This is a genomic window from Serratia marcescens (assembly GCF_006715005.1).
GTDB lineage: Bacteria > Pseudomonadota > Gammaproteobacteria > Enterobacterales > Enterobacteriaceae > Serratia > Serratia montpellierensis.
Window position 1 is genome coordinate 5271029 of the sequence record NZ_VFMJ01000001.1, and the last position, 25145, is coordinate 5296173.

A 25145-nucleotide genomic window follows, 5' to 3' on the forward strand; every position below is an offset into this window, starting at 1 on the left:
GCACGGCCTTCGTATGCAACTACTCGGTCTGCGCGATTTTGAAAATCAGAAATTCACGCGGTGGGGTTGCCCCCGAAGAATTAATACAGACGAGTGCGGCGTGCGTTTTCGCGAGCCAGTTTCTTCGCGTGACGTTTCACAGCAGAAGCTTTAGCGCGTTTACGTTCGGTAGTTGGTTTTTCATAAAACTCACGACGACGAACTTCAGCTAAAACACCCGCTTTTTCGCAAGAGCGTTTGAAACGACGCAGAGCAACGTCAAATGGCTCGTTTTCACGTACTTTAATTACCGGCATGTGCCTCTCACCTCAATAAAATTCGGTTTGTTGCTGGCCAAGCGCCAGCCTTTTCAAAATGGTGCGGAATTTTACTCCAATGGATGCTGCTTTGTAAAGCATCACCGCAAATTGAAACCCGCGTCGCTCTGCTGCAACGTGCGCAATTTTGCACCGGGCGCTGATTATAGACTAATCAGAAAAAAATGCTCGTGTTTAATCGCCTGGGCATTTTCTGGATGAATCATCGACATAGGTGCGGGCCGGTGACAAGATGCGCGGCACCGGCGGTAAATGTGGCGGAATGTGGTAGACTGGCGGCCGCACGTGGAATGATGGGAAATGTAATGCGAGTACTGGGTATAGAAACGTCCTGCGATGAAACCGGAATTGCAGTGTATGACGATCAAACCGGTTTGTTGGCCAACCAATTATACAGCCAGGTGAAGCTGCACGCCGACTACGGCGGCGTAGTGCCGGAACTGGCCTCCCGCGATCACGTGCGCAAAACCGTGCCGCTGATTCAGGCGGCGCTGAAAGAGGCTAACCTGACCCCGGCCGACATCGACGGCGTGGCCTACACCGCCGGGCCGGGTCTGGTGGGCGCGCTGCTGGTCGGTGCTACCGTGGGGCGCGCGCTGGCGTTCGCCTGGAACGTGCCGGCAGTGCCGGTGCACCATATGGAAGGCCACCTGTTGGCGCCGATGCTGGAAGACAACCCGCCGGCGTTCCCGTTCGTCGCGCTGTTGGTCTCCGGCGGCCACACTCAGCTGATCAGCGTCACCGGCATCGGTGAGTATGAACTGCTGGGCGAGTCGATCGACGATGCCGCCGGCGAAGCGTTCGACAAAACCGCCAAGCTGCTCGGCCTGGATTATCCCGGCGGGCCGATGCTGTCGAAGATGGCGCAGCAGGGCACGGCGGGGCGCTTCACCTTCCCGCGGCCGATGACCGATCGTCCGGGGCTGGACTTCAGCTTCTCCGGGTTGAAAACCTTCGCCGCCAACACCATTCGCTCCAACGGCAACGACGATCAGACGCGTGCCGACATCGCCCGTGCTTTCGAAGATGCGGTGGTGGATACGCTGGCGATCAAATGCAAACGCGCGCTGGAGCAAACCGGCTTCAAACGTCTGGTGATGGCCGGCGGCGTGAGCGCCAACCGCACGTTGCGCGCCAAGCTGGCGGAGATGATGCACAAGCGCGGTGGGGAAGTATTCTATGCCCGCCCGGAATTTTGCACCGACAACGGCGCGATGATCGCCTATGCCGGCATGGTGCGCCTGAAGAGCGGCGCCAGCCCGGAGCTGAGCGTTTCGGTGCGGCCGCGCTGGCCGCTGGCGGAACTGCCTGCGGTATAAAGCAAAGGGCCGGATAATCCGGCCCTTCTGTTATTCGTCTTTCGGCCGATCGCCGTTATCCGCATCCGCGTCGTTTTTCTTCTTGCGGAACTTGCCCCAAATCTTGCCTTCCTGGCCGCGCCACAGGCGCTGAATATTGTCGTGATGCCGCATCAGGATCAGGCAGGAGAGCATCGCTACCGGGAAGGTGAACTGCGGTTTGAACCACCAGACGTAGAACGGGGCGATCAGCGCGCTGACGATGGCGCCGAGCGAAGAGTAGCCGCTGAGCAACACCGTCAGCAGCCAGGTGCCGGTCATCAGGCCGGTCAGATCCCAGCCGATAGGCGCGATGGCGCCAAATGCCGTCGCCACACCCTTACCGCCGCGGAAGTGGAAGAACACCGGATAGATGTGCCCCAGGCAGGCGGCGATCGCCGTCAGGCCGAGGTACAGCGGTGGTACATCGAGTTTGTAGGCCAGCCAGACCGGCAACATCCCTTTCAGAATATCGAACACCAGCACCGCCGCCGCCGCCAGCCGGCCGCCGATGCGCAGGACGTTGGTCGCCCCGGGGTTTCCTGAGCCATGCTCACGCGGGTCCGGCAGCCTGGCGATCCGGCAAACCTGGATCGCGCTCGAAATCGAGCCGCACAGATACGCGAAGATAATCATGCCAAGCGCGGTAGCACTCATAACGCGGTTCCGTTTAATAATGGTCGTTTTACTCGCAACATCTATGGATAATACGCACATTCCGCTGGAAGTGGTATCCGGCAAGGCCAAAAACAGAGAATGACGTGATGGATATCGTATTTATTGAAGAGCTTACCGTAATTACCACCATTGGCGTTTATGAGTGGGAACAGGGCATTCGTCAGAAGCTGGTGTTCGATATCGAAATGGGCTGGGATAACCGGCCGGCCGCCGCCAGCGACGACGTAACTGACTGTCTGAGCTATGCCGACGTCAGCGACGCCGTGATCCAGCACGTGGAGTCGAATCGTTTTGCGCTGGTGGAGCGGGTGGCAGAGGAAATATCTGAAATTTTGCTTCAGCGCTTCAATTCCCCCTGGGTCCGTATTAAGGTCAGCAAACCGGGCGCTGTAGCACATGCCAATCGGGTCGGCGTGATCATTGAGCGCGGCACTCGTCCCGCATGATTTTATGTCATCTGCTTGCAACGAAAGACCGTTAACTTGGTCTTAATCCTGAGAATTGTTTTAGCGGCATTGTCTTTAAGCACTGCCGCTTTTTTATGTGATAGCCGTTATTTTATAGGGTGAGCGAAGCACATGGCTGACATGCATTCACTGTTTATTGCGTTTGTTCTTGGGGTTGTCGAAGGGTTAACCGAATTTCTGCCGGTGTCTTCCACCGGGCATATGATTATCGTTGGCGAGTGGCTGGGCTTTACCGGCGACAAAGCCAAAACCTTTGAAGTCATCATCCAACTGGGGTCGATCCTGGCCGTCGTCGTGATGTTCTGGCGCCGGCTGTTCGGCCTGATCGGCATCCATTTCGGCGGCAAGCCGGTGGAGCACGAGGGCAAAACCAGCGGTCAGCTGAAGTTGGGGCACATCCTGCTGGCGATGATCCCGGCGGTGGTGCTGGGCCTGGCCTTCCATGATTTCATCAAGTCGCTGTTCGCGCCGAAAAACGTGATGTACGCGTTGGTGGTCGGCGGCCTGCTGTTGCTGGCGGCGGAATGGCTGAAGCCGAAGAAACCGAGCGCGGAAGGGCTGGATGACATCACCTACCGCCAGGCGTTCATGATCGGCTGCTTCCAGTGCCTGGCGCTGTGGCCAGGCTTCTCCCGTTCGGGTTCCACCATCGCCGGCGGCATGCTGGTGGGCGTGAACCGCTATGCGGCGTCCGAATTCTCCTTCATCCTGGCGGTGCCGATGATGATTGGCGCCAGCGGCCTGGATCTGTACAAGAGCCTGCACTTCCTGACCTGGGGCGATCTGCCGATGTTTGCCGTCGGTTTCATTACGGCCTTCGTGGTGGCGCTGATTGCAATCAAGACCTTCCTGTCGCTGATCAAACGCATCTCGTTCGTGCCGTTCGCCATCTACCGCTTTATCGTGGCGGCCGTGGTTTATATGGTATTCCTGTAAGCCCGATACCAAGAAAAAACCCCGCTCTGCGGGGTTTTTTTTATGCCTGATCGTTGATAATCGTTTGGCTGAGCTTCCAGTCGGCCAGCGCCTGCTGGCGGCGGCGTTTGAGCTCGTCGCGGATCGCGGTGCCCTGCAGCCCGCTGGCCACCACTTCTTTAATCGATACCGCGTTCGCCACCTGATACGCCTGGCGTAGATAGTCGCCCTGCGGATAAGGATTCTCCTCAAAGCCGGTGCGGCCACGCGCGTCCGCTTCGCTGGTCAGGATCATCTGCTCCAGCCTTTGGGGCTTGCGCCAGACGTCGATGGCGTCGAACAGCTTCAGCAGGGTTTCCGGCCGCAGCTTGTTCACGGTGTGGATCAGGTCATGGTACTCGGCCACCAGCTTGCTCAGGTCGCGCACCGGGTTGGGCACCCGCAGCCGTTGGCACAGCGCTTCGACCAGCCGCACGCCCGCCGGGCCGTGGCCGTGGTGATGCGGCCAGAACGCTTTTGGCGTCAATCCTTTGCCAAGATCGTGGCACAACGTGGCGAAGCGCACGTCCACCTCCGGCGTGAGGCGGGCGGCAATCGCCAGCGCCATCAGCGTGTGTACGCCGGTGTCGATCTCCGGGTGCCACTTGGCGGGGGCCGGTACGCCGAACAGCGCGTCGATTTCCGGGAACAGCACCGCCAGCGCATCGCAGTCGCGCAACACCTGAAAATAGACCTGCGGGCTCTGGCTTTGCAGCGCCTTTTCGGTTTCCTTCCAGACGCGTTCGGCGGTCAGCGCAGCCAGTTCACCGCCGTGCGCCATTTGGCGCATCAGCGCGAGCGTTTCGTCGGCGATGTGAAAACCCAGGTGGGCGAAGCGAGCGGCGAAGCGGGCCACGCGCAGTACGCGCAGCGGATCTTCGCCGAACGCGTCGGAAACGTGGCGCAGCACGCGCGCCTGCAGGTCGGCCACGCCGCCGTATGGGTCAATCAGCTCCCCTTCGGCGGAGCGGGCGATCGCGTTGATGGTCAGATCGCGCCGCAGCAGATCTTCTTCCAGCGTCACGTCCGGCGCGGCATAGCAGGTAAAACCGGTGTACCCCTGGCCGGATTTGCGCTCGGTGCGCGCCAGCGCGTACTCCTCATGAGAATCGGGGTTGAGGAACACCGGGAAATCTTTGCCGACCTGCTGATAGCCCAATGCCAGCAGCTCCGCCGGCGTAGCGCCCACCACCACCCAATCATGATCGACCACCGGGATGTTGAGCAGGCTGTCGCGAACGGCGCCGCCGACCAGATAAATCTGCACTGTTGACTCCTGAATATCGTGTAAGGCTCTGTCTATCAGATTACATGAATTGGCCGCGGGATGTCGGCACCAATGAAAAGGGCGCCCGCAGGCGCCCATACTCAAACTGAACGATACTGAGATCAGTTCATCCAGCGGTTGTTGTTCTTGCGGCGCGGGATCAGGTGCGGCAACAGCAGGCCCAGCAGCAAACCGACGCCGGCAACGCCGCCGCCGTACATGAACCACTGCAGAATAATGGTGCGCTGCTTGTCGTCGAGCTGCAGGTTAACGGCGTTGACCTTCTTCTGCGCGACCACCAGCTGGTTTTTCAGATCCTGGTTTTCCTTCTGCAGGCTGCTGATGGTGCTGTCGCTGCCCGCGACTTTTTCCTGCATTTCCGAGGTACGCTGGTTCCAGGTGTTGTCGATGTTGGCCAGCTTGTCGGTCAGGGTTTTCACCTGCTGTTCCAGCTCGGGCACGCGAGTGCGCAGGCTTGGCGTCTGGCTGAGCTGGTCGAGTGGGATCCAGGTGGTGCGGCCTTTCGGATCGCGGATCTGGCCGTAGTTGGTGCTGTCGTTGACGCTCAGCAGGGTGACTTCTTCACCGGCGTTCAGAGTGCCGACAATACGGTACTGATTACCTGGGCCGCTATGGACGTAAGTGCTTAACTCATCGGAGATATAGCGTTTATCTTCGGCATGTGCGGCCCAAGTGATGCTGAAGCTCAGCGCGGCAAGGCAAATCAGGCGTAATTTCTGCATTAGTTCATCGTTTCTGGGTGAATTTATGGAACGATAGTAGAGCGTTCAGTCTGACGACGCAACGCCAAAACCGGAATGAGAACTATCTTACTGTGGCTAATTCTGTGAGTTGCGCAGCGTTTTATAACGTAACAGGTTTTTTCTACAGTTAGCAGGGTTAAGGCGCCGGGAATCGCGGTAAGATAACGGCAACTGTGCGTCATTGGGCAGCATACGGCGGGCCGAGCGCGCCGTGCTGAAACAGACGTGAATGCGTAACTTATTGGTGTTAAAGAATTATGACCGTTGAAATTGAATTGAAATTTATCGCCGCGCCGCAAGCGGTGGCCGCTTTGCCGCAATGGCTTGCCGCCTGGCCGCATCAGCATTCCGCGCCGCAAAAGCTGACCAACATTTACTTCGAAACGGCCGACAACGTCCTGCGCCGTCACGATATGGGGCTGCGCATTCGCGGTTTCGACGATCGTTATGAGATGACCATCAAAACCGCCGGTAAAGTGGTGGGCGGCCTGCACCAGCGTCCGGAATATAACGTCGCTATCACCGAACCGCAGCTGGCGCTGGCACAGTTTCCTGCCGACATCTGGCCGCAGGATTGCGATATCGCGGCGCTGCAGCAGGCGTTGCAACCGCTGTTCCGTACCGATTTCGTGCGCGAGAAGTGGGTGGTTACTTACGGCCAAAGCGAGATCGAGATTGGCCTGGACCAGGGTGAGGTGCGCGCCGGTGATCTCAGCGAAGCCCTGAGTGAGATAGAGCTGGAACTGCTGAACGGCAATACCGCCGATCTGCTGGCATTGGCCGGTGAGCTGGCGGCTCATGACGGGTTGCGTCAGGGCAGCCTGAGCAAGGCGGCGCGTGGTTACCACCTGGCGCAGGGCAATCCGCCGCGCGAGGTGCGCTCGCTGCAGGTGCTGAAGCCGGCGGCGAAGGCGACCGTGGAGCAGGGGATGATCGCCGCCTTCGAACTGGCGCTGAGCCACTGGCAATACCACGAGGAGCTGTGGCTGCGCGGCGATGCGCAGGCGCGCGGGGCGGTCATCGAAGCGGTCGGCACGATCCGTCAGGCGCTGGTGATCTTCGGCGGCCTGGTGCCGCGCAAGGCCAGCGCCGATCTGCGCGCCCGCCTGACCGAGCTCGAACCGCTGTTGGCGGACAAAGCCGCGCAACCAGAGACCCTGTGCTATAGCGCCACCTACCTGCAATGTAAGTTAGCGCTCACATCATGGCTGGTGAGCGGCGCCTGGCGGCCGTTTATCGACGCCAAAGGGCTGGCCAAGCTGGACGGTTCTTTCAAACGCTTCAGCGACATCATGCTGGGGCGCAGTGGTGCGGAGCTGAAAGAAGCCTTCAGCCGTATGCTGAACGAAGACGAATATCTGGAACAATTGCCGCGCCTGACGCGTCAGATTTCGGCGCTGGTCCTGCTGTCGGGCGCCTACCCCGACGAGCAGACCGGGCCTTATATCGAGGCCTGGCGCGAACTGCAGGCGGCGCTGAGCGAGCGCCGCCAGGGCTGGTATGAAGCCAGCCGTAAACAGGCCTTATCGCATGCGCCATTCTGGTTAAACGGCGCGCTTCGTTAATCAAGCCGGCCCGCCAGCCGTGGGCCGCAGAACGGGTCATACACTATGTCGCCACTTTCAGCCGCGTTACAGGCTCAGGCACAGCAGGTTGTGCAGCGTTTTCAGGAAGTTCACGGCGCGGACAGCGTCTTTAGCGAACAGGAGCAGTGGGTGCTGGCGTCGAGCGACTTCGTCAGCGACGCGCTGCTTGCCCAGCCGGCCTGGCTGGCGACGCTGCGCGAACAACCGCCGACGCCCGGCGAGTGGCAACACTACGCCGCCTGGCTGCAGGACGAGCTGGAAGAGGTGCGTGATGAGGCGCAGCTGATGCGCACGCTGCGTCTGTTTCGCCGCGAAACGCTGGTGCGCATCGCCTGGGCGCAGGCGCAGGGGCTGTGTTCGACCGAAGAAACGCTGCTGCAGCTGAGCGGATTGGCGGAGACGCTGATCGTCAGCGCGCGCGACTGGCTGTACCAAACCTGTTGCCGCGAGTGGGGCACGCCGTGCAACGCCGCCGGTGAACCGCAGCCGCTGTTGATCCTCGGCATGGGCAAGCTGGGCGGCGGCGAGCTGAACTTCTCGTCGGATATCGATCTGATCTTCGCCTACCCGGAAAACGGCCAGACCCAAGGCGGACGGCGCGAGCTGGACAACGCCCAGTTCTTCACCCGTCTCGGCCAGCGGCTGATCAAGGCGCTGGATCAGCCGACCATCGACGGTTTTGTCTATCGCGTCGACATGCGGCTGCGGCCGTTCGGCGACAGCGGCCCGTTGGTGATGAGTTTCGCGGCGCTGGAAGATTATTATCAGGAGCAGGGGCGCGACTGGGAGCGCTATGCGATGGTGAAGGCGCGCCTGATGGGCGGGGCGGAAGACGCCTACAGCCAGGAGCTGCGCAAAACGCTGCGGCCGTTCGTGTTCCGCCGCTATATCGATTTCAGCGTCATCCAGTCGCTGCGCAACATGAAGGGCATGATCGCCCGTGAAGTGCGGCGTCGCGGCCTGAAGGACAACATCAAACTGGGCGCTGGCGGCATTCGCGAAATCGAATTCATTACCCAGGTATTCCAGCTGATCCGCGGCGGCCGCGAGCCGGCGCTGCAGGGGCGTTCGCTGCTGCCGACGCTGCAGGCGGTGGGTGAACTGGGGCTGCTGGAGGCCGAGCAGGTGCGGGCGCTGAGCGCCGCCTACCTGTTCCTGCGGCGGCTGGAGAATCTGCTGCAGGCGATCGGCGATCAGCAAACCCAGACGCTGCCGCAGGATGCGCTCGATCAGGCGCGGCTGGCCTACGGCATGGGGCTGGCGGATTGGGCGGCGCTGATGGCGGCGTTGGACGCACACATGCAGGCGGTGCGTGCGGTGTTCGACGACCTGATCGGCGACGATAGCCCGGATGTCGGCGAAGATCCCGACTATCAGCACTACCACAGCCTGTGGCAGGACGCGCTGGAGGAAAACGAGCTGGCGCCGCTGACGCCGCACCTGGACGAAGAGGGGCGCCGGCAGATGCTGCGCACCATCGCCGATTTCCGCCATGACGTCGACAAACGCACCATCGGCCCGCGCGGCCGCGACGTGCTCGATCAACTGATGCCGCGCCTGCTGGCGGAGGTGTGCCCGCGGCAGGACGCGCCGACCGCGCTGGTGCGGCTGGCGCAGCTGCTGCTGAGCATTGTCACCCGTACCACCTACCTCGAGCTGCTGGTGGAGTATCACGCGGCGCTCAGCCATCTGATCCGCCTGTGCGCCGCGTCGCCGATGGTCGCCAACCAGCTGTCGCGTTACCCGCTGTTGCTGGACGAACTGCTGGATCCGGCCACGCTGTATCAGCCGGTGGCGCTGGACGCCTACCGCAGCGAGCTACGCCAGTATCTGTTGCGGGTGCCGGAAGACGACGAAGAGCAAAAGCTGGAGGCGCTGCGCCAATTCAAACAGGCGCAGCAGCTGCGCATCGCCGCGGCGGATATCGCCGGCGCGCTGCCGGTGATGAAAGTGAGCGACCACCTGACTTATCTGGCGGAGGCGATCATCGACGCGGTGGTGCAGCAGGCCTGGAGCGACATGGTGGCGCGCTACGGCCAGCCGACCCATCTGCAGGAGCGTGAAGGGCGCGGCTTTGCGGTGATCGGCTACGGCAAGTTGGGCGGCTGGGAGCTGGGTTACAGTTCCGACCTCGATCTGGTATTCCTGCTGGATTGCCCGCCGGAGGTGATGACCGACGGCGAGCGCTGCATCGACGGCCGTCAGTTCTACCTGCGGTTGGCGCAGCGGGTGATGCATCTGTTCAGCACCCGCACCTCCTCCGGCATTTTGTATGAGGTGGACGCCCGCCTGCGGCCTTCCGGCGCCGCGGGGATGCTGGTCAGCACCGTCGAGGCGTTCGCCGACTACCAGCAAAACGAAGCCTGGACCTGGGAGCATCAGGCCCTGGTGCGCGCGCGCATCGTGCATGGCGATCCGGCGCTGCATCAGCAGTTCGACGCAATCCGGCGTGAGATCCTGTGCAAGACGCGCGATGCGGAGATCCTGAAGCGCGAAGTGCGCGAGATGCGTGAAAAGATGCGCAATCATCTCGGCAACAAGCAGCGCGATCTGTTTGATATCAAAACCGATGAAGGCGGCATTACCGACATCGAATTTATCGCCCAATATCTGGTCTTACGCTATGCGCCGGGTGAACCGCGGCTGACGCGTTGGTCGGACAACGTGCGCATCTTCGAGCTGATGGCCAATTATGACATCATGCCGGAAGAGGAGGCGCGCGCGCTGACCCAGGCCTATGTCACCATGCGCGATGAGATCCACCATCTGGCGCTGCAGGAGCATTCCGGCAAGGTCGGCAGCGGGCTGTTCGCCGCCGAGCGCGATCAGGTGCGCGTTAGCTGGGCCAAATGGCTGGATTGATACCTTTTTGCGGGTATTCCGGCGGTCTGTGGTAATATCTGCGCCACTAAAATTTTGTACTTTTTTGGAGTTATCGGATGAAAGTTACGCTGCCTGATTTTCGCCGCGCCGGTGTGCTGGTGGTCGGTGACGTCATGTTGGATCGCTATTGGTATGGGCCGACCAGCCGCATTTCACCGGAAGCCCCGGTGCCGGTGGTCAAGGTCGATACCATCGAAGAGCGTCCCGGCGGCGCGGCTAACGTAGCGATGAACATCGCTTCGCTGGGCGCCACTTCCCGCTTGGTGGGCCTGACCGGCATTGACGATGCGGCGCGGGCGCTGAGCGCCAAGCTGAATGAAGTCAACGTGCGCTGCGATTTCGTCTCGGTGCCGACCCATCCGACCATCACCAAGTTGCGCGTGCTGTCGCGCAACCAGCAGCTGATCCGTCTCGACTTCGAAGAAGGCTTCTCCAACGTCGATCCGCAGCCGATGCTGGAGCGCATTCAGCAGGCGTTGCCGCAGATCGGGGCGTTGGTGCTGTCCGATTACGCCAAGGGCGCGCTCAGCCAGGTGCAGGGCATGATCCAATTGGCGCGCGCCGCCAAGGTGCCGGTGCTGATCGATCCGAAAGGCTCCGATTTCGAGCGCTATCGCGGTGCGACGCTGCTGACGCCGAACCTGTCCGAGTTCGAAGCAGTGGTGGGCCACTGCAAGGATGAAGCCGAACTGGTGGAACGCGGCATGAAGCTGGTGGCGGATTTCGAGCTGTCGGCGCTGCTGGTCACTCGTTCAGAACACGGTATGACGCTGCTGCAGCCGGGCGTTGAACCGCTGCACTTGCCGACCCAGGCGCAGGAAGTATTTGATGTGACCGGCGCCGGCGACACGGTGATCGGCGTGCTGGCCGCCTCGCTGGCCGCCGGTAACTCGCTGGAAGAGTCCTGTTTCCTGGCCAACGCCGCCGCTGGCGTGGTGGTGGGCAAGCTAGGTACCTCCACCGTGTCGCCTATCGAGCTGGAAAACGCGGTGCGCGGCCGGGCCGAAACCGGTTTTGGCGTGATGACCGAAGCGCAGTTGAAAAACGCCGTGGCGCAGGCGCGTCAACGTGGCGAGAAAGTGGTGATGACCAACGGCATCTTCGACATTCTGCATGCCGGCCACGTGTCTTATCTGGCCAACGCCCGCAAGCTGGGCGATCGCCTGATCGTGGCGGTGAACAGCGATGCGTCGACCAAGCGCCTGAAAGGGGAAACACGCCCGGTCAACGCGCTGGAGAATCGCATGATCGTGCTGGGCGCGCTGGAAGCGGTGGATTGGGTGGTGCCGTTCGAAGAGGACACGCCGCAGCGCTTGATCGCCGACATTCTGCCGGATCTGCTGGTGAAAGGCGGCGATTACAAACCGGAAGAGATTGCCGGCAGTGCGGAAGTGTGGGCCAACGGCGGCGATGTCAAAGTGCTGAACTTTGAAGACGGCCTGTCGACCACCAACATCATCAAAGCGATCAAAGACGGGCGCGGCTAACGCTGGGCGACGTAAAGAACAAGGGCGCGCGGTGCGCGCCCTTGGCGGGAATTACTCGTCTTCCTGCTTGGCCGCCGGCACCGCGCTCAGCTTGCTTTCCAGCTCGGCCATGCGCTGTTCCAACAGCGCCAGCTTCTCGCGGGTGCGCAGCAGCACCTGAGTCTGCACGTCGAACTCTTCGCGGTTAACCAAATCCAGGCGGGTCAGCTGCGACTGCAGGACCTGACGGATTTTTTTCTCAACGTCTTCCCCGAATTCACGAACGCCTTTAGGCATGGACTCATGAACCTGGCGTGCGATTTGTTCAATTTTTTTCGGGTCAATCATGGCGTATCCCTTTCAGAGTTTAATAGCTGCCGCTAGTGTAATGCGAGTTGCCCGCCGGATAAACCCTTAAGCGCATTCGCCGCGCGTGGCCGAATTGTGCTTTTGCCAATTGCCCTGCCTACCCATTAGCGTTATAGTCATCCTGCTTATTCTCAGGGCGGGGTGAAAGTCCCCACCGGCGGTAAATCACCTTCTACGGTGAAAGCCCGCGAGCGCTCAGCCAGCCTGTCAGGGCCGGTTAGAGGTCAGCAGATCCGGTGTAATTCCGGGGCCGACGGTTATAGTCCGGATGGGAGAGAGTAACGGTATCTGCCGGGCATGCGCCCGCTTGCGTTATTTTTTTAGCTATTGCTAGCTACTCCTCAAGATCGCCCTGGTTCTGGTAATCCATAATTTTTAATGAGGTTTTTTACCATGAATCAGACGCTACTTTCAGACTTCGGCACGCCGACAGAACGCGTTGAACGCGCGATTGACGCACTGCGCAACGGGCGCGGCGTAATGGTGCTCGATGATGAAAACCGTGAAAACGAAGGTGATATGATCTTCGCCGCGGAAACCATGACCGTTGAGCAGATGGCGCTGACCATTCGCCACGGCAGCGGTATCGTGTGCCTGTGCATCACCGAAGAACGCCGTCAGCAGCTTGAACTGCCGATGATGGTGACCAACAACTCCAGCCAGTTCCAGACCGCCTTTACCGTGACCATCGAAGCGGCGCAGGGCGTGACCACCGGGGTTTCCGCTTCCGATCGCCTGACCACCATCCGCGCGGCGGTGGCAGACAGCGCCAAGCCGAGCGACCTGAACCGTCCGGGCCACGTGTTCCCGCTGCGTGCGCAGCCGGGCGGCGTGCTGAGCCGTCGCGGCCACACCGAAGCGACCATCGATCTGGTTTCCATGGCCGGTTTTAAACCTGCCGGCGTGCTGTGTGAACTGACCAACGACGATGGCAGCATGGCGCATGCGCCGGAAGTGATTACCTTCGCCAAACAGCACGACATGGTGGTGCTGACCATCGAAGATCTGGTGGCCTACCGCCAGGCGCACGAGAAAAAAGCCAGCTGATAGCCAGCCGGTTTCAACGATAAAAAAGCCGCGTTACGCGGCTTTTTTTGTGGCTACCGTTTTGACAGGCGTTCGCCGATGCGGCTGGCGTAATTCATCACGTGGAAAGTGTAGTTCTCTTCTACCGTACCCTGGAACAGATGGGCCCAGGGGCCGATGGCGTAGATGCCGAGATCTTCCCCGCCATGCGTCTCGCTTTTCAGCGGCACCAGCGCCGGCTGAATAAAGTCGGGCGCGGTGGCCTGCTCCATGGTCAATGTCGGGCGTTCGGCCAGCGGGATTGTGCCGCCGGGGCCATTGGCGAAGCCGACGGTGGTGTAAGGCTTGCCGTCGCTGCCCAGCCGTGGTTTGCCGTCGACGCCGACGGAAATGCCGAGGATGGGATTGCCTCGCTTGGCATAGCCGGCGATGGTCAGCGTGTGGCTGTGATCGCCGGTTACGATCACCAGGGTCTCGTCCAGATTGACCTTGTCGACGATGGTTTTCACCGCTTCGTTCAGCGCGACCGCGTCGCTCAGCGTGCGGTAGGCGTTACCGTTATGGCTGCCGTGATCGATGCGTCCGCCCTCCACCAACAGCAGGTAGCCTTCGGGATTCCTGGCCAAAATATCGATGGCCTTACCGGTCATTTCCGCCAGCGAAGGCTCTCCCGCCGCGTCTTGCCGCCGATCGTGCTCGAAGTTCATGTGTGATGGCTCGAACAGGGCCAACAGGTGGTCGACCTTACCCGGCTCGATTTTATCGAACTGCGCCTGATTCCATACGTATTGCCCTCGCTCGCCATAGCGTTGTAGCCAGGCCTGCGTCAGATCGCGGCCATCCTTTCTGGCGCCTGTTTTGCCGGGGTATTCCGGGTCGCTCACGCTGTCGGGCAGGAAGTTGGCGCGCCCACCGCCCATTGCCACGTTGAGGCCGTTGCCGTACTTCATTTCCACCAGTTGGCGCGCGATGTCGCGGCAGCCTGCGGCCAGGGCCGCTGCCGGCATTTTTGCGTCGGACTCCCAATCGCGGTTGGCGATATGGGCATAGGTCGCGCCCGGCGTGGCGTGGGTGATGGTCGCGGTCGTCACGGCGCCGGTGGCCATGCCGAGCGTTGCGGCCATCTCCCACAGCGTGGTGACGGCCTTGGTTTGCTGGTCCTCGCAATTATTGAGGGCAGCCGTATGGTTGAGGCCCATCAGATCGTTGATGGTTTTGACGCCGGTAGTCATCGCCACTGCGCTGGGCGCGGAGTCGGTGATTTGGGCGTCGGCGGAGTAGGTTTTGGCCGCTGCCAGATAGGGGAAGGCCTCCCAGGCCAGCACGTTGGACTCACCGTCCACGCCGCGCTGCTGCCCTTCAAAAATGCGGGCGGCGGTCACGGTGGAAAATCCCATGCCGTCGCCGACCACCAGAATGACGTTTTTGGCACGGTTGGTGTTTGGCGTCTGCTTCAGCCGCTGTTGCAGCTGGGCTTGCGCCTGAAGGAAGTAAGGGTCTTCGCGCTGCGTCAGCGGCGCGTTGTCCACCGCGTCGGCGGCGACTGCCCCCGTGGCGAACAAGGTCATGGAAAGCGCCAGGCGGGTTGCCAGTGTGAGTCTGAACATGAATTCCTCCTTGGTGAGACGTGATTCCCGTAGCGCCGACGGGCTGCCAACACCCTGTCGACTGAAGGAGGAGTGTATAGATTGTGTTAACAAAGAGTACATAAATTGTTCACAAATTAGATCTGTGTGGCAGTAATGCCATGGTATTCACGTTGATTATTAATTATTTGAAAAATATGCATTTTTTAACTTTTTGTTTGCCAGCCTATTTTTTCGGCTTTTATTTCAAATTTATTGAATATCTTCATCACGGTTATCCGGCTGTGTTGCTGCGTCAAAGCGCGTAATGTAACGCCATAGCACAATTTGAACTAAGGATCCCCCTATGAACACCTCTCGTATGCCTGCACTGTTTCTTGGCCACGGTAGCCCGATGAACGTGCTGGAAGACAACCGTTACACCCGGGCATGGCGTGCGTTGGGTGAGTCATTGCCGCGTCCGAAGGCGATCGTGGCGGTTTCCGCGCATTGGTACACCCGCGGCACTGCGGTCACCGCGATGGAAAAACCCAAAACCATTCACGACTTCGGCGGGTTCCCGCAGGCGCTGTTTGATACCCGCTATCCGGCGCCGGGCTCTCCCGCGCTGGCTACGCAGCTGCAGCAAATCCTGGCGCCGGTGCCGGTAACGGCGGATCTCGGCGAGTGGGGATTGGATCACGGTACCTGGGGCGTATTGATCAAAATGTATCCCGATGCTGATATTCCGGTGGTGCAGCTCAGCGTCGACGGCACACAGTCGGCGGCCTATCACTATGAGCTGGGCCGCAAACTTGCCGCGCTGCGGGACGAGGGCGTGATGATCGTCGCCAGCGGCAACGTGGTGCACAACCTGCGCATGGTGAAATGGCAGGGCGATACCAGCGCCTACCCGTGGGCGGAATCATTCAATAACTTTGTCCGGGATAACCTGCGCTATCGGGGCGACAACCACCCGCTGGTGGATTTCATGCGCCATGAGGGCGCGGCGTTGTCGAATCCGACGCCGGAGCATTATCTGCCGTTGCTGTACGTGCTCGGCGGCTGGGATGGCAAAGAAGCCATCAGCGTGCCGATCGACGGTATCGAAATGGGGGCGCTGAGTATGCTGTCGGTGCAGGTAGGGTAAAGAAAAAACGCCGGTCAGAGACTGTAATGCTTGTCAGTTAGCATTTTTCTGAACGTATTTGTGCAGTTTTCGGTCGATAAAGATGAGATGCGCCATGTGGCTCACGCACCTCGACCGAGCCAGGGGCCGAAGGCGCGGCCCCTGGCAACCCGCGCCTTTGCCCTATCAGACGGTTGGCTGCGCCAACGACTCTCACTTCATCGCGCCGCATCACGGCCGGCTACGACAGGCGTCCCTGCCTGTCTCGCCTGAAACCGCCGTCCATAGCGGTTTCGCCTATGCATCGCGACTGCGTTCGACGTCTTCGAGGGCGCTCAACACCGCATTCATCTCCAGCTTCTCTGCCATAACCTCATAAGCGACCGGTTGCCCGGTAGCTGCCAGCTCGGGTGTTGACCTTAGGCGCGCATCACCGGCTGCCGAGCAAGACGGCGTTGTCAGGGGCAACCGGCCAGGGAAGGCCGGTTGAGGCGAGACTAACAGGGACGTTTGTCGCAGCCGACCCGCCCGACAACGCAGACGCGGCGAGGGTATTCGCGCAGCGGACAGGCGGTGTTAAGCAAAGGCGCGGGTGTAGGGGCCGCGCCATCGGCCCCTACAATTGCCGTTCGCTAGGGCATCAGAGAAATGCGAGGGTTTTACGGCAATTCCCCTGCACAGAACGCCCAGAGGATGGATAAAAAATGCCAGTCAGGCTTAACTGACTGGCGTTTTTGTTTTCAGCGGGGCGATCAGCCGAGGATGGTGTGTGGATAGAAGCGCGACAGATCCTGCGTGATCAGTTCGCGATCTTCGCGCAGGCCGATGCCGCAGGGTTGATCGTTCACCAGCCAGCTGCCGATCAGCGTGTAGCTGTCTTCGAACTTCGGCAGCGGATGGAACTGCTGCACGATCATGCCTTCTTCACCGTACGGCCCATCGACGCGCGCCACTTCCTGACCGTTTTCGACGATCTGGATATTGGCGCCTTCGCGTGAGAACAGCGGCTTGGTGACGTAATGATCCATCGGCGGATGATCGTCTTGCGCGAAATAAGCCGGCAACAGATTCGGGTGGTTCGGGAACATTTCCCACAGCAGCGGCAGCAGCGCCTTGTTGGAGATGATGCTCTTCCAGGCCGGCTCCAGCCAGCGCACGCCGGCGTCTTCGAGCTTGGTGGAGAACATCTCGCGCAGCATGAATTCCCACGGGTAGAGCTTGAACAGGTTGCCGATCACCTGATCCTGCAGATCGGTAAACTGGCCTTTCTCGCCGAGGCCAATCTCTTCCATGAACAGGAACTCGGTCGGCAGACCGGCTTCCTGCGCGCAGTCCTGCAGATATTGCACCGTGCCGCGATCTTCTTCGCTGTCCTGGCAGCAGGCCAGGTGCAACAGGCCGAAGCCGTGATGCGCTTTCAGCTCGGCGAAACGCTCGATCAGCTTCTCCTGCAGGCTGTTGTACTGATCCGATTCCGGATCCAGCTTGCCGGCGTTGATCTGGTCTTCCAGCCACAGCCACTGGAAGAAGGCCGCCTCATACAGCGAGGTTGGCGTATCGGCGTTGTTCTCCAGCAGCTTCGGCGGGTTGACGCCGTCGTAGGCCAGATCGAGACGCGAATACAGCGACGGCTGGTTGGTGCGCCAGGAGCTGCGCACGAACTCCCAGGTGTGTTTCGGGATGCAGAACTTGGCCATCAGCTCGTCGCTGCCGACCACTTTCTCCACCACCTGCAGGCACATCTGGTGCAGCTCGGCGGTGGCGTTTTCGATCTCTTCAATCTGCGCCAGCGTGAACTGGTAATAGGCGTCTTCACACCAGTACGGCTCGCCGTACATGGTGTGGAAACGGAAACCGAACTCGGTTGCTTTTTCGCGCCAGTCCGGGCGCTCGGTAATGGCAATACGTTTCATGCATCAACCGCCCATGCTGCGAGAGCCGGAGTTGGAGGTGGCGCTGCTGCGCTGCATGCTGGTCTGCTTGGCCACGGTCTCGCCGAAGCCACCGCGGGTCACGGTGTTGGTGACCGCAGGCTTTGGCGCCATGGCGGTTTTCGGCACCGTCATGGTGCGGCCGCCGGCGGTGGCCGGGCCGTAGCTTTTGCCGCTGGCGTCGACAAACTTGCCGTTCGCCGGGCTGGCGGCGTTCTTGGAGGTGAACAGCGGCTGCTGAGCGAAGCCGGAACCCCCCATCAGGCGGCCCATCATGTAGCCCGCCATCAGCGGCATCCAGAAGCTGCCGCTGCTTTGCGATTCTGCCGCCATGCCGGCCTGCGCCGGAGCCGGCGCCTGGGTGCACTGCGCTTCGCCGAACTCGGCGACGCAGTCTTCGCGGGTAGCGTATTTCGGTGCGGTTTTCGCCGCTTCTTTCAGGGCGCTGTTGTAGGCGGTGGTGCACTGCTCGCTCATCGAAGGATTGGCGCGCGAACAGTCATCGGCATTCTGATACAGGGAGACCGTTTCATCACTCTTTTCGCAGCCGGCCAGCATAAAGACGGCGCTGATCGCCAAGGCCACGGGCGCGACACGGTAGCTGCGCCAGGATTTGCGGAACGTCTCTTGGTTGATGTTTTTTGTCCGTTTCATCGTTATCAATCCCATCATGCGGGCTGTTTTCGCCCTTTCCCAGTAGTGGCGCTAAGGATAGGGGAAACATGGTCAAAATTAAAGCTGAAACGCCCGTAGAATCCACTCTTTACGCAGTTATACGTTGGGGTGTGCGCCAGTTCGCTTTCGCGGCGAAAAAACGCGCGTTAGCGTTTCATCATGAAACGTTATCGCTATGATGATGTTCCATAATGGAACAAAAATCGCGAAGCTCGCCAGGCGGGCGGCAGGCGCTCATAGTCGAAGCACAACAACAAGCCGACGGCGAAGTCGGCGCGTCATCACCTGATATCTGAACGTTACCATCGCCAACTCCCTACAAGGATCCGGTTATGTTGAGAATCATCCAGTCACCAGGCAAATACATTCAGGGCGCCAATGCGCTGGCCGCCGTTGGCGAATACGCCAAATCCCTCGCCGATCATTATCTGGTGATCGCCGACGACTTCGTGCTGCAGCTGGCGGGCGACACCCTGATGGGCAGCCTGCAGCAGCACGGCGTGAAACATCACGCGGCCCGCTTCAACGGAGAGTGCTGCCGCAAAGAGATAGACCGACTCGGCCATGAGTTGCAGGCCCACGGTTGCCGCGGGGTGATCGGCGTCGGCGGCGGCAAGACGCTCGACACCGCCAAGGCCGTCGCGCATTACCAGCAGCTGCCGGTGGTGCTCATTCCCACCATCGCTTCCACTGATGCGCCGACCAGCGCGCTGTCGGTTCTCTACACCGAACAGGGCGAATTCGCCGAGTACCTGATCTACCCGCGCAACCCGGACATGGTGGTGATGGACAGCGCCATCATCGCCAAAGCGCCGGTGCGCCTGCTGGTAGCCGGCATGGGCGACGCGCTCTCCACCTATTTCGAAGCGCAGGCCTGCTTCGACGCGCAGGCCACCAGCATGGCCGGCGGAAAATCGACGCTGGCGGCGCTCAGTCTGGCGCGGCTGTGCTATGACACGCTGCTGGCTGAGGGGGTGAAGGCCAAACTGGCGGTCGAGGCCGGCGTGGTAACGGAAGCGGTGGAACGCATTATTGAGGCCAATACCTATCTGAGCGGCATCGGCTTCGAGAGCAGCGGGCTGGCGGCGGCGCACGCCATTCACAACGGTTTCACCGTGCTGGAAGAGTGTCACCACCTGTATCACGGTGAAAAAGTGGCGTTCGGCACCCTGGCGCAGCTGGTGCTGCAGAACAGCCCGATGGCGCAGATTGAAACCGTACTGGCGTTTTGTCATGGCATCGGCCTGCCGATCACGCTGGCGCAGATGGGCGTCACCGGCGATGCGACGGCGAAGATGATGGCGGTGGCCGAGGCCAGCTGCGCCGCCGGCGAAACCATTCACAACATGCCGTTCAAGGTCACCCCTGCGGGCGTGCAGGCGGCGATCCTGACGGCGGACAGGTTGGGCGCCGCCTGGCTGCAGCGTCATTGATACCGTTGGGGCACGGTGCGCCGCGCCCCTGGGCTTACAGAGGAAATCATCGTGAAAAAACTGATTAATCAGGTCGAGTCGGTGTTGGAAGAGCAGTTGCAGGGGCTGGCGGAGGCCCATCCCGAGTTGCTGGTGCATGCGGATCCGGTGTTCGTGACTCGCGCCGACGCGCCGGTGGCGGGCAAGGTGGCGATCCTGTCCGGCGGCGGTAGCGGCCACGAGCCGATGCACTGCGGTTTCGTCGGCGAAGGGATGCTCGACGGCGCCTGTCCGGGCGAGATTTTCACCTCGCCGACGCCGGATAAAATGTACGAGTGCGGTCAGGCGATCGACGGCGGCGCCGGCGTGTTGCTGCTGATTAAGAACTACACCGGCGACGTGCTCAACTTCGAAACCGCCACCGAACTGCTGCACGACAGCGGCGTCGCGGTGGCGACGGTGCTGGTGGATGACGACGTGGCGGTCAAAGACAGCCTGTTCACCGCTGGGCGACGCGGGGTGGCTAACACCGTGCTGATGGAGAAACTGCTGGGCGCCGCCGCAGCGCGCGGCGACGATCTGGACAGCGTGGTGACGCTGGGGCATCGCATCAACAACCACGGGCATTCGATCGGCATTGCACTGGGTGCTTGTACCGTCCCTGCCGCCGGCAAACCGTCGTTCACCCTGATGGAGAACGAGATGGAGTTCGGCGTCGGCATTCACGGCGAGCCGGGCATTGCGCGTCGCCCGTTCACCACGCTCAACGCGGCGGTGGACGACATGTTCCATACGCTGATCGACCACGGCCACTATCAGCGCACGATCCGCGTGTGGGATCGTCAGCAGGGCGAGTGGCGCGACGAGATGCAGACCAAGCAGCCGCTGACGCGCGGCGATCGGGTGATCGCGTTGGTCAACAACCTGGGCGCCACGCCGCTGTCCGAGCTGTATGGCGTCTATCATCGATTGGCGGAACGCTGCGCCGAGGCGGGCATCATTATTGAACGCAACCTGGTGGGTTCATATTGCACCTCGCTCGATATGCAGGGCGTGTCCATCACGTTGTTGAACGTGGACGACGAGCTGTTGTCCTTGTGGGATGCGCCGGTGAAAACGCCTGCGCTGCGTTGGGGTTGCTGAGGAGGCATCATGGCGTTGACCAAACAACAGGTCGTCGATTGGCTGATGCGTTGCGGCGAGGTGTTCAGCCGGGAACGCGACTTTCTGACCCAGCTCGATACCGAGATCGGCGATGCTGACCACGGTTTGAATATGAATCGCGGTTTCAACAAGGTGGTGGAAAAGCTGCCGTCGGTGGCAGACAAAGACATCGGCTTCATTCTGAAAAACACCGGTATGACGCTGCTGTCGAGCGTGGGTGGCGCCAGCGGCCCGCTGTTCGGCACCTTCTTCATCCGCGCGGCGCAGGCGGCGAACGCCAAGCAAAGTCTGGATCTGGCAGAGCTGCAGCAGGTGATGCAGGAAGGGGTTGACGGCGTGGTGATGCGCGGTAAGGCGGAGCCGGGCGACAAAACCATGTGCGACGTCTGGTGGCCGGTGGTGGAAAGCCTTGGCCAGTCCGCGCAGCAGAACCTGAGCGTGGCGGAGGCGCTGCAGCGCGCCGCCGACAGCGCCGAGCGGGCGGTGGAGAGCACCATTACCATGCAGGCGCGCAAAGGGCGAGCCAGTTACCTGGGCGAGCGCAGCATCGGCCACCAGGATCCCGGCGCCACTTCGGTGATGCTGATGATGAAAACGCTGGCCGAGGTCGCCGGTAGTTAGCCGTAGCAGGAGGCGAGATGATTAATATCGTGGTGGTTTCGCACAGCGCGTTGCTGGCGCGCGGCGTTGAGCAGCTGGCGCGGCAGATGATGCGCGGCGATGGCTGCAAGCTGGCGCTGGCGGCGGGCGTGGATGACGAGGAGCACCCGATCGGCACCGACGCCGTCAAAGTGATGGAGGCGATTGAAGCGGTCGCCGACGGCGACGGCGTTCTGGTGCTGATGGATCTGGGCAGCGCGCTGCTCAGCGCGGAAACCGCGCTCGACCTGCTGGATCCGGACTTGGCCGCCAAAGTGCGGCTGTGTGCGGCGCCGCTGGTCGAAGGCACGCTGGCGGCGGTGGTGGCCGCCAACTCCGGCGCTTCGCTGGAGCAGGTGGTGGCGGAGGCGCAGGGCGCGCTGCAGGCCAAACAGGCGCAGCTGGGCGAAGGCTCGCCGGCCGGGAAAAGCGCGGCTTTGCCGCTGGCGCAGGGCAAAAGCGCAACCTGGACGGTGCAGAACCCGCACGGGCTGCATGCGCGCCCGGCGGCGCGACTGGTCGAGACGTTAGCGCCGTTCAAGGCCGAGCTGGTGCTGGAAAAGCAGGGGCAGTGCGTCGATCCGCGCAGCCTCAATCAGCTGGCGCTGCTGCAGGTGCGCCACGGTGACATCATTCGCCTGATCGCCGACGGAGCGCAGGCGGACGAGGCGCTGGCGGCGTTCAAAGCGCTGGCGGAGCAGCATTTCGGCGAGACGGTCTCCGAGCGGCAGCAGCCTTCGCTGCATGGTATCCCGGTGGCGGAAAGCGTCACCAGCGGGCCAGTGTTCCAGGCCCACAGTTTCTGGCCGCCAACCGCCGATCGACGGATCGGCGCGGACGAGGTGTTGGGCGAACAGCAACGCCTGCGGGAGGCGCTACAGCACACGCTGAGCGATCTGAACCGACTGGCGGAACGTACCGGCACGCTGATCGGCAAGCCGCAGGCGGCGATCTTCGGTGCCCACAGCATGCTGCTGGACGATCCGGATCTGCAGCAGGCGGCTTACACCCGCATCGCGCAGCAGCTGTGCTGCGCCGAACAGGCCTGGCGACAGGTGCTGGAAGCGATCGCCGAAGAGTACCGCGAACTGGATGACGACTACATGCGGGCACGCGAACTGGACGTGCGCGACATGCTGCGCCGCACGCTGTGCCATCTGCAGGGGCTGCCGCTGCCGGCCATCGCGCTGGCAGAGCCGTCGATACTGGTGATGGACGAGTTGATGCCTTCAGAGGTGGTGATGCTCGACAGGCGTCTGGTGCTTGGCATCTGCCTCAGCGGTGGCAATGCCCTGTCGCACAGCGCCATTCTGGCGAAGGCGATGGGCATTCCGATGGTGGTCGGCATGCAGGATTGCCTGAGCAAAACCCGCAGCGGGCAGAAGGCAATGCTGGACGCCGCGCGCGGGGTGTTGCAGCTCAGCCACTAAGCGCGCAGCTTGAACTGGCGGATGTCGATCCCGTGCTGTTTGACCTTCCGCCACAGGGTGGTGCGGCCGATGCCCAGCAGCTGCGCCATCTCCGTCAGCTGACCGCGGCTGACGGTCGCCGCGCGGAGGATCGCCTGGCGCTCCATGTCCGTCAGCGTCAACAGCGGCGCGCCGGGCTGCGGATCGCTTTCCAGTAGCGACGGCTGGCCGAGCAGGTGCGCCGGCAGATCCGCCAACTGGATGTGGTGGCCGTGGCAAATCATCGCCGCGCGCTCCACCACCCCTTTCAGTTCCAAATCGTTGCCCGGCCACAGATAAAGCGCCAACTGGGCCATCACCTCGTCATCGACCCGGAAGCGGCACTGAAAATGCTGCTCCAGCGTGCGCAGATGGTGTTTGACCAGCAGCGGAATATCGCTCAGCCGCTGACGCAACGGCGGGATCAGGATCTCGAACGCCTGCAGGCTGTAAAACAGCTGGCGGCGGAAGCGGTTTTGCTGCACCAGCAGCGGCAGATCGGCGGCGCTGCCGGCGATCACCCGCACATCGACCGGGATCACCCGGCTGGAATTGAGGCGGATTACCACGCCGGTCTTCAACACCTGCAGCAACGCCGACTGCATTTCTACCGGCAGGTATTCGATCTGTTCGAGGTACAGCGTGCCGCCGTTGGCCAATTCGAATTTGCTCAGCTGGCCCGCTTCTTCTTCGCTGGCGTCGCTGCCCAGCAGTTCGCGCAGTCCCTGCGCCTGCGGCAGCAGCTGGCAGTTGAGGGCGATATACGGCCCGGCGGCGCGTTCGCCGGCGTTGTGAATAGCCTGGCTGAGCAGCTCTTTGCCAACGCCTTCTTCTCCGCGCAACAGGATCGGATGCTGGCCTTTGGCCGCTTGTTGCCCGTAACGGATCAGCCGTCGCATCTCCAGCGAGGCGGAAGGCATCTGTTCGAAGCTGTGGCTGACGCGCCCCAGCTGGCTGCTGACATACTGGCGCAGCCGTTCGAGCGGGTGCAGCAGGGCGATGAAACTGCAGCGTTCGCCGTCGAAAATCGGCTTGAGCGTCAGCAAGGCGGCGATAAACTGCCGCTGGCTTTCGAAGGTGACTTCGACGTGTTGCAGCGGTTGGCGATCGGCGATGGCGCGTTTGAGCAGCGCGGGCAGCGTCAGCAGTTGCGCCAGCGGTTTGCCTTGGCTCTGCTGTTCGTCCAGCTTCAGCAGGCCGGCGGCGCGCTGGTTGATGTATTGCAGGTAACCGCGGTGATCCCAGGCCATGACGCCGTCGTCTACGCCGTCCAGCAGACCGTAAAGCTGATTCAGATGACGGTTGGATTCCGCCAGCAGACTGTCGGCGTTCAGCGAATTGCCGATTTCGCGGGCGATGGCCAACGTCAGCGACAGATCGCCGGCGGCACAATCGGCCAGCAGGCAGCCCAAGGCGATCGAGCCGCGCTGGCGGCCGCTGTTGTCGTAGACCGGCGTAGCGCAGAACGACCAGCCGTGCAGCGCCCGGCGCACGTGCTCTTCGCCGCTCACCCGTACCGGGTGGCCTTCCACCGCCGCCAGCGCCGGGGCATTGGTGCCGATCTGCCCCTCGGCCCAGTAAGCGCCGGGGGCAAATCCCAATGGCTGCAAATGCTCCCAGGTTTGGGCGTCGCCGCAGCGCCACAGCATGCAGCCGCTCTCGTCGAGGATCATCAACAGGCAACGCCGCGGCTCCATGTATTCGCAGGCGTCTTCCAGCGCTGCCTGGCCGAGCGTCAGCAGGTCATTCTTGCGGCGGCAAATCGATTCGAAGGTGGCACCCTGAGCGCGGTGCGGTGCTTGCCAAACGTCTGGCTGCATCAGGCTGCGGCAGCGCAGCCAGGAGGCGTAAACCGCCTGCGCCGGGCGCAGCGGCGGCGGCAGTTCGCCGTCGTGAATCAAGCGCTGCCAGCGTGAATCGTTGTCCATCGAACCCCATCCAGACTGCGAAAACGAGAGTGACGATGATACCACCTGGCGCAGCGACGGCTGTGAGGTGGCGGGCAGAAGTGGGGAAATCGGGGTAAAAAAAACGGGGTGCGGCGCAGGCCGAACCCCGTGTTTATCAA

At 61.6% G+C, this 25145-nt stretch carries 21 protein-coding genes and 1 riboswitch; of the genes, 12 read left to right on the forward strand and 9 right to left on the reverse strand.

The features are described from left to right. Positions 1-80: 80 nt before the first annotated feature. Positions 81-296, reverse strand: a complete 216-nt coding sequence (rpsU, locus tag FHU12_RS25500; RefSeq protein WP_001144069.1) for a 30S ribosomal protein S21 — start codon at positions 294-296, stop codon at positions 81-83. A gap of 326 nt (positions 297-622) precedes the next feature. Here rpsU and tsaD point away from each other — a divergent pair, with 326 nt between their 5' ends. Next, positions 623-1636: a tRNA (adenosine(37)-N6)-threonylcarbamoyltransferase complex transferase subunit TsaD gene (gene tsaD / locus FHU12_RS25505; RefSeq protein ID WP_049198481.1), complete on the forward strand. Its 1014-nt coding sequence runs from the start codon at positions 623-625 to the stop codon at positions 1634-1636. A gap of 30 nt (positions 1637-1666) precedes the next feature. Here tsaD and plsY read toward each other — a convergent pair whose 3' ends face one another. Then, positions 1667-2311: a glycerol-3-phosphate 1-O-acyltransferase PlsY gene (gene plsY, locus FHU12_RS25510; RefSeq protein ID WP_141972502.1), complete on the reverse strand. Its 645-nt coding sequence runs from the start codon at positions 2309-2311 to the stop codon at positions 1667-1669. Positions 2312-2418: 107 nt separating this feature from the next. Here plsY and folB point away from each other — a divergent pair, with 107 nt between their 5' ends. Then, positions 2419-2778: a bifunctional dihydroneopterin aldolase/7,8-dihydroneopterin epimerase gene (folB, locus tag FHU12_RS25515; RefSeq protein WP_004937203.1), complete on the forward strand. Its 360-nt coding sequence runs from the start codon at positions 2419-2421 to the stop codon at positions 2776-2778. Between the two features lie 132 nt (positions 2779-2910). Beyond that, complete coding sequence (gene bacA, locus FHU12_RS25520; protein WP_025160107.1) at positions 2911-3735, forward strand: undecaprenyl-diphosphate phosphatase; 825 nt, start codon at positions 2911-2913, stop codon at positions 3733-3735. A 40-nt stretch (positions 3736-3775) separates the two neighbouring features. Here bacA and FHU12_RS25525 read toward each other — a convergent pair whose 3' ends face one another. Together FHU12_RS25525 and FHU12_RS25530 are read right to left on the reverse strand one after the other, a co-directional pair. Further along, positions 3776-5020 (reverse strand): multifunctional CCA addition/repair protein, encoded by a 1245-nt coding sequence (locus FHU12_RS25525; protein ID WP_141972504.1) that lies wholly within the window; start codon positions 5018-5020, stop codon positions 3776-3778. Between the two features lie 122 nt (positions 5021-5142). Further along, on the reverse strand, positions 5143-5763 hold the full coding sequence (locus tag FHU12_RS25530) for a TIGR04211 family SH3 domain-containing protein (RefSeq protein ID WP_019453078.1): 621 nt from the start codon (positions 5761-5763) through the stop codon (positions 5143-5145). Positions 5764-6041: 278 nt separating this feature from the next. Between FHU12_RS25530 and FHU12_RS25535 the strand changes: the two genes are divergently transcribed. From FHU12_RS25535 to hldE, 3 genes are all read left to right on the forward strand, one after another. Further along, the gene (locus FHU12_RS25535; protein ID WP_141972506.1) at positions 6042-7349 is read left to right on the forward strand and encodes a CYTH domain-containing protein; all 1308 of its coding nucleotides are present in this window, start codon (positions 6042-6044) and stop codon (positions 7347-7349) included. Between the two features lie 45 nt (positions 7350-7394). Further along, complete coding sequence (gene glnE / locus FHU12_RS25540; protein ID WP_141972508.1) at positions 7395-10232, forward strand: bifunctional [glutamate--ammonia ligase]-adenylyl-L-tyrosine phosphorylase/[glutamate--ammonia-ligase] adenylyltransferase; 2838 nt, start codon at positions 7395-7397, stop codon at positions 10230-10232. A gap of 77 nt (positions 10233-10309) precedes the next feature. Then, on the forward strand, positions 10310-11740 hold the full coding sequence (gene hldE, locus FHU12_RS25545) for a bifunctional D-glycero-beta-D-manno-heptose-7-phosphate kinase/D-glycero-beta-D-manno-heptose 1-phosphate adenylyltransferase HldE (protein ID WP_141972510.1): 1431 nt from the start codon (positions 10310-10312) through the stop codon (positions 11738-11740). 51 nt (positions 11741-11791) lie between these two features. Here hldE and ubiK read toward each other — a convergent pair whose 3' ends face one another. Continuing rightward, positions 11792-12067 carry a ubiquinone biosynthesis accessory factor UbiK gene (gene ubiK / locus FHU12_RS25550; RefSeq protein ID WP_141972512.1) on the reverse strand — a complete coding sequence of 92 codons (276 nt, stop codon included), beginning with the start codon at positions 12065-12067 and terminating at the stop codon, positions 11792-11794. A gap of 144 nt (positions 12068-12211) precedes the next feature. Continuing rightward, a riboswitch (FMN riboswitch) is annotated at positions 12212-12372 on the forward strand. 109 nt (positions 12373-12481) lie between these two features. Here ubiK and ribB point away from each other — a divergent pair. After that, a complete protein-coding gene (gene ribB / locus FHU12_RS25555; RefSeq protein WP_004937218.1) occupies positions 12482-13135 on the forward strand; it encodes a 3,4-dihydroxy-2-butanone-4-phosphate synthase in 654 nt (217 codons plus the stop codon). A gap of 53 nt (positions 13136-13188) precedes the next feature. On the opposite strand, the gene FHU12_RS25560 is transcribed toward ribB, so the two are convergent. Further along, positions 13189-14721 (reverse strand): alkaline phosphatase, encoded by a 1533-nt coding sequence (locus FHU12_RS25560; protein ID WP_141972514.1) that lies wholly within the window; start codon positions 14719-14721, stop codon positions 13189-13191. Positions 14722-15046: 325 nt separating this feature from the next. On the opposite strand from FHU12_RS25560, the gene ygiD reads away from it, so the two are divergent. Continuing rightward, the gene (gene ygiD, locus FHU12_RS25565; RefSeq protein WP_060434584.1) at positions 15047-15829 is read left to right on the forward strand and encodes a 4,5-DOPA-extradiol-dioxygenase; all 783 of its coding nucleotides are present in this window, start codon (positions 15047-15049) and stop codon (positions 15827-15829) included. Positions 15830-16560: 731 nt separating this feature from the next. Here the strand turns inward: ygiD and FHU12_RS25570 are convergent. Further along, complete coding sequence (locus FHU12_RS25570) at positions 16561-17721, reverse strand: glutathionylspermidine synthase family protein (RefSeq protein WP_025304316.1); 1161 nt, start codon at positions 17719-17721, stop codon at positions 16561-16563. A gap of 3 nt (positions 17722-17724) precedes the next feature. Beyond that, positions 17725-18393, reverse strand: coding sequence for a DUF1190 family protein (locus FHU12_RS25575; protein ID WP_049198472.1), 669 nt, complete (start codon positions 18391-18393; stop codon positions 17725-17727). A 353-nt stretch (positions 18394-18746) separates the two neighbouring features. Here FHU12_RS25575 and FHU12_RS25580 point away from each other — a divergent pair, with 353 nt between their 5' ends. From FHU12_RS25580 to dhaM, 4 genes are read left to right on the forward strand one after another with little or no spacing between them, the layout of a single operon-like run. Then, entirely contained in the window at positions 18747-19847 is a 1101-nt protein-coding gene (locus FHU12_RS25580) for a glycerol dehydrogenase (RefSeq protein WP_141972516.1), read from the forward strand. Positions 19848-19898: 51 nt separating this feature from the next. Then, positions 19899-20969, forward strand: coding sequence for a dihydroxyacetone kinase subunit DhaK (gene dhaK, locus FHU12_RS25585; protein WP_141972518.1), 1071 nt, complete (start codon positions 19899-19901; stop codon positions 20967-20969). A gap of 9 nt (positions 20970-20978) precedes the next feature. After that, the gene (gene dhaL, locus FHU12_RS25590) at positions 20979-21611 is read left to right on the forward strand and encodes a dihydroxyacetone kinase subunit DhaL (protein ID WP_141972521.1); all 633 of its coding nucleotides are present in this window, start codon (positions 20979-20981) and stop codon (positions 21609-21611) included. Between the two features lie 17 nt (positions 21612-21628). After that, complete coding sequence (dhaM, locus tag FHU12_RS25595) at positions 21629-23059, forward strand: dihydroxyacetone kinase phosphoryl donor subunit DhaM (RefSeq protein ID WP_141972523.1); 1431 nt, start codon at positions 21629-21631, stop codon at positions 23057-23059. On the opposite strand, the gene dhaR is transcribed toward dhaM, so the two are convergent. Then, entirely contained in the window at positions 23056-25005 is a 1950-nt protein-coding gene (gene dhaR, locus FHU12_RS25600; RefSeq protein WP_141972525.1) for a dihydroxyacetone kinase operon transcriptional regulator DhaR, read from the reverse strand. The genes dhaM and dhaR overlap by 4 nt on opposite strands. Positions 25006-25145: the final 140 nt, after the last annotated feature.

What these genes read in the sequence shown, in the direction of transcription:
- dhaM (WP_141972523.1), top strand. Translation starts at nt 21,629, where the DNA reads ATGATTAATATCGTGGTGGTTTCGCACAGCGCGTTGCTGGCGCGCGGC.
- FHU12_RS25535 (WP_141972506.1), top strand. Translation starts at nt 6,042, where the DNA reads ATGACCGTTGAAATTGAATTGAAATTTATCGCCGCGCCGCAAGCGGTG.
- glnE (WP_141972508.1), top strand. Translation starts at nt 7,395, where the DNA reads ATGTCGCCACTTTCAGCCGCGTTACAGGCTCAGGCACAGCAGGTTGTG.
- ribB (WP_004937218.1), top strand. Translation starts at nt 12,482, where the DNA reads ATGAATCAGACGCTACTTTCAGACTTCGGCACGCCGACAGAACGCGTT.
- FHU12_RS25530 (WP_019453078.1), bottom strand. Translation starts at nt 5,763, where the DNA reads ATGCAGAAATTACGCCTGATTTGCCTTGCCGCGCTGAGCTTCAGCATC.
- tsaD (WP_049198481.1), top strand. Translation starts at nt 623, where the DNA reads ATGCGAGTACTGGGTATAGAAACGTCCTGCGATGAAACCGGAATTGCA.
- FHU12_RS25580 (WP_141972516.1), top strand. Translation starts at nt 18,747, where the DNA reads ATGTTGAGAATCATCCAGTCACCAGGCAAATACATTCAGGGCGCCAAT.
- dhaR (WP_141972525.1), bottom strand. Translation starts at nt 25,005, where the DNA reads ATGGACAACGATTCACGCTGGCAGCGCTTGATTCACGACGGCGAACTG.
- bacA (WP_025160107.1), top strand. Translation starts at nt 2,911, where the DNA reads ATGGCTGACATGCATTCACTGTTTATTGCGTTTGTTCTTGGGGTTGTC.
- hldE (WP_141972510.1), top strand. Translation starts at nt 10,310, where the DNA reads ATGAAAGTTACGCTGCCTGATTTTCGCCGCGCCGGTGTGCTGGTGGTC.
- FHU12_RS25560 (WP_141972514.1), bottom strand. Translation starts at nt 14,721, where the DNA reads ATGTTCAGACTCACACTGGCAACCCGCCTGGCGCTTTCCATGACCTTG.
- ygiD (WP_060434584.1), top strand. Translation starts at nt 15,047, where the DNA reads ATGAACACCTCTCGTATGCCTGCACTGTTTCTTGGCCACGGTAGCCCG.
- ubiK (WP_141972512.1), bottom strand. Translation starts at nt 12,067, where the DNA reads ATGATTGACCCGAAAAAAATTGAACAAATCGCACGCCAGGTTCATGAG.
- rpsU (WP_001144069.1), bottom strand. Translation starts at nt 296, where the DNA reads ATGCCGGTAATTAAAGTACGTGAAAACGAGCCATTTGACGTTGCTCTG.
- FHU12_RS25575 (WP_049198472.1), bottom strand. Translation starts at nt 18,393, where the DNA reads ATGAAACGGACAAAAAACATCAACCAAGAGACGTTCCGCAAATCCTGG.
- FHU12_RS25570 (WP_025304316.1), bottom strand. Translation starts at nt 17,721, where the DNA reads ATGAAACGTATTGCCATTACCGAGCGCCCGGACTGGCGCGAAAAAGCA.
- folB (WP_004937203.1), top strand. Translation starts at nt 2,419, where the DNA reads ATGGATATCGTATTTATTGAAGAGCTTACCGTAATTACCACCATTGGC.
- dhaL (WP_141972521.1), top strand. Translation starts at nt 20,979, where the DNA reads ATGGCGTTGACCAAACAACAGGTCGTCGATTGGCTGATGCGTTGCGGC.
- plsY (WP_141972502.1), bottom strand. Translation starts at nt 2,311, where the DNA reads ATGAGTGCTACCGCGCTTGGCATGATTATCTTCGCGTATCTGTGCGGC.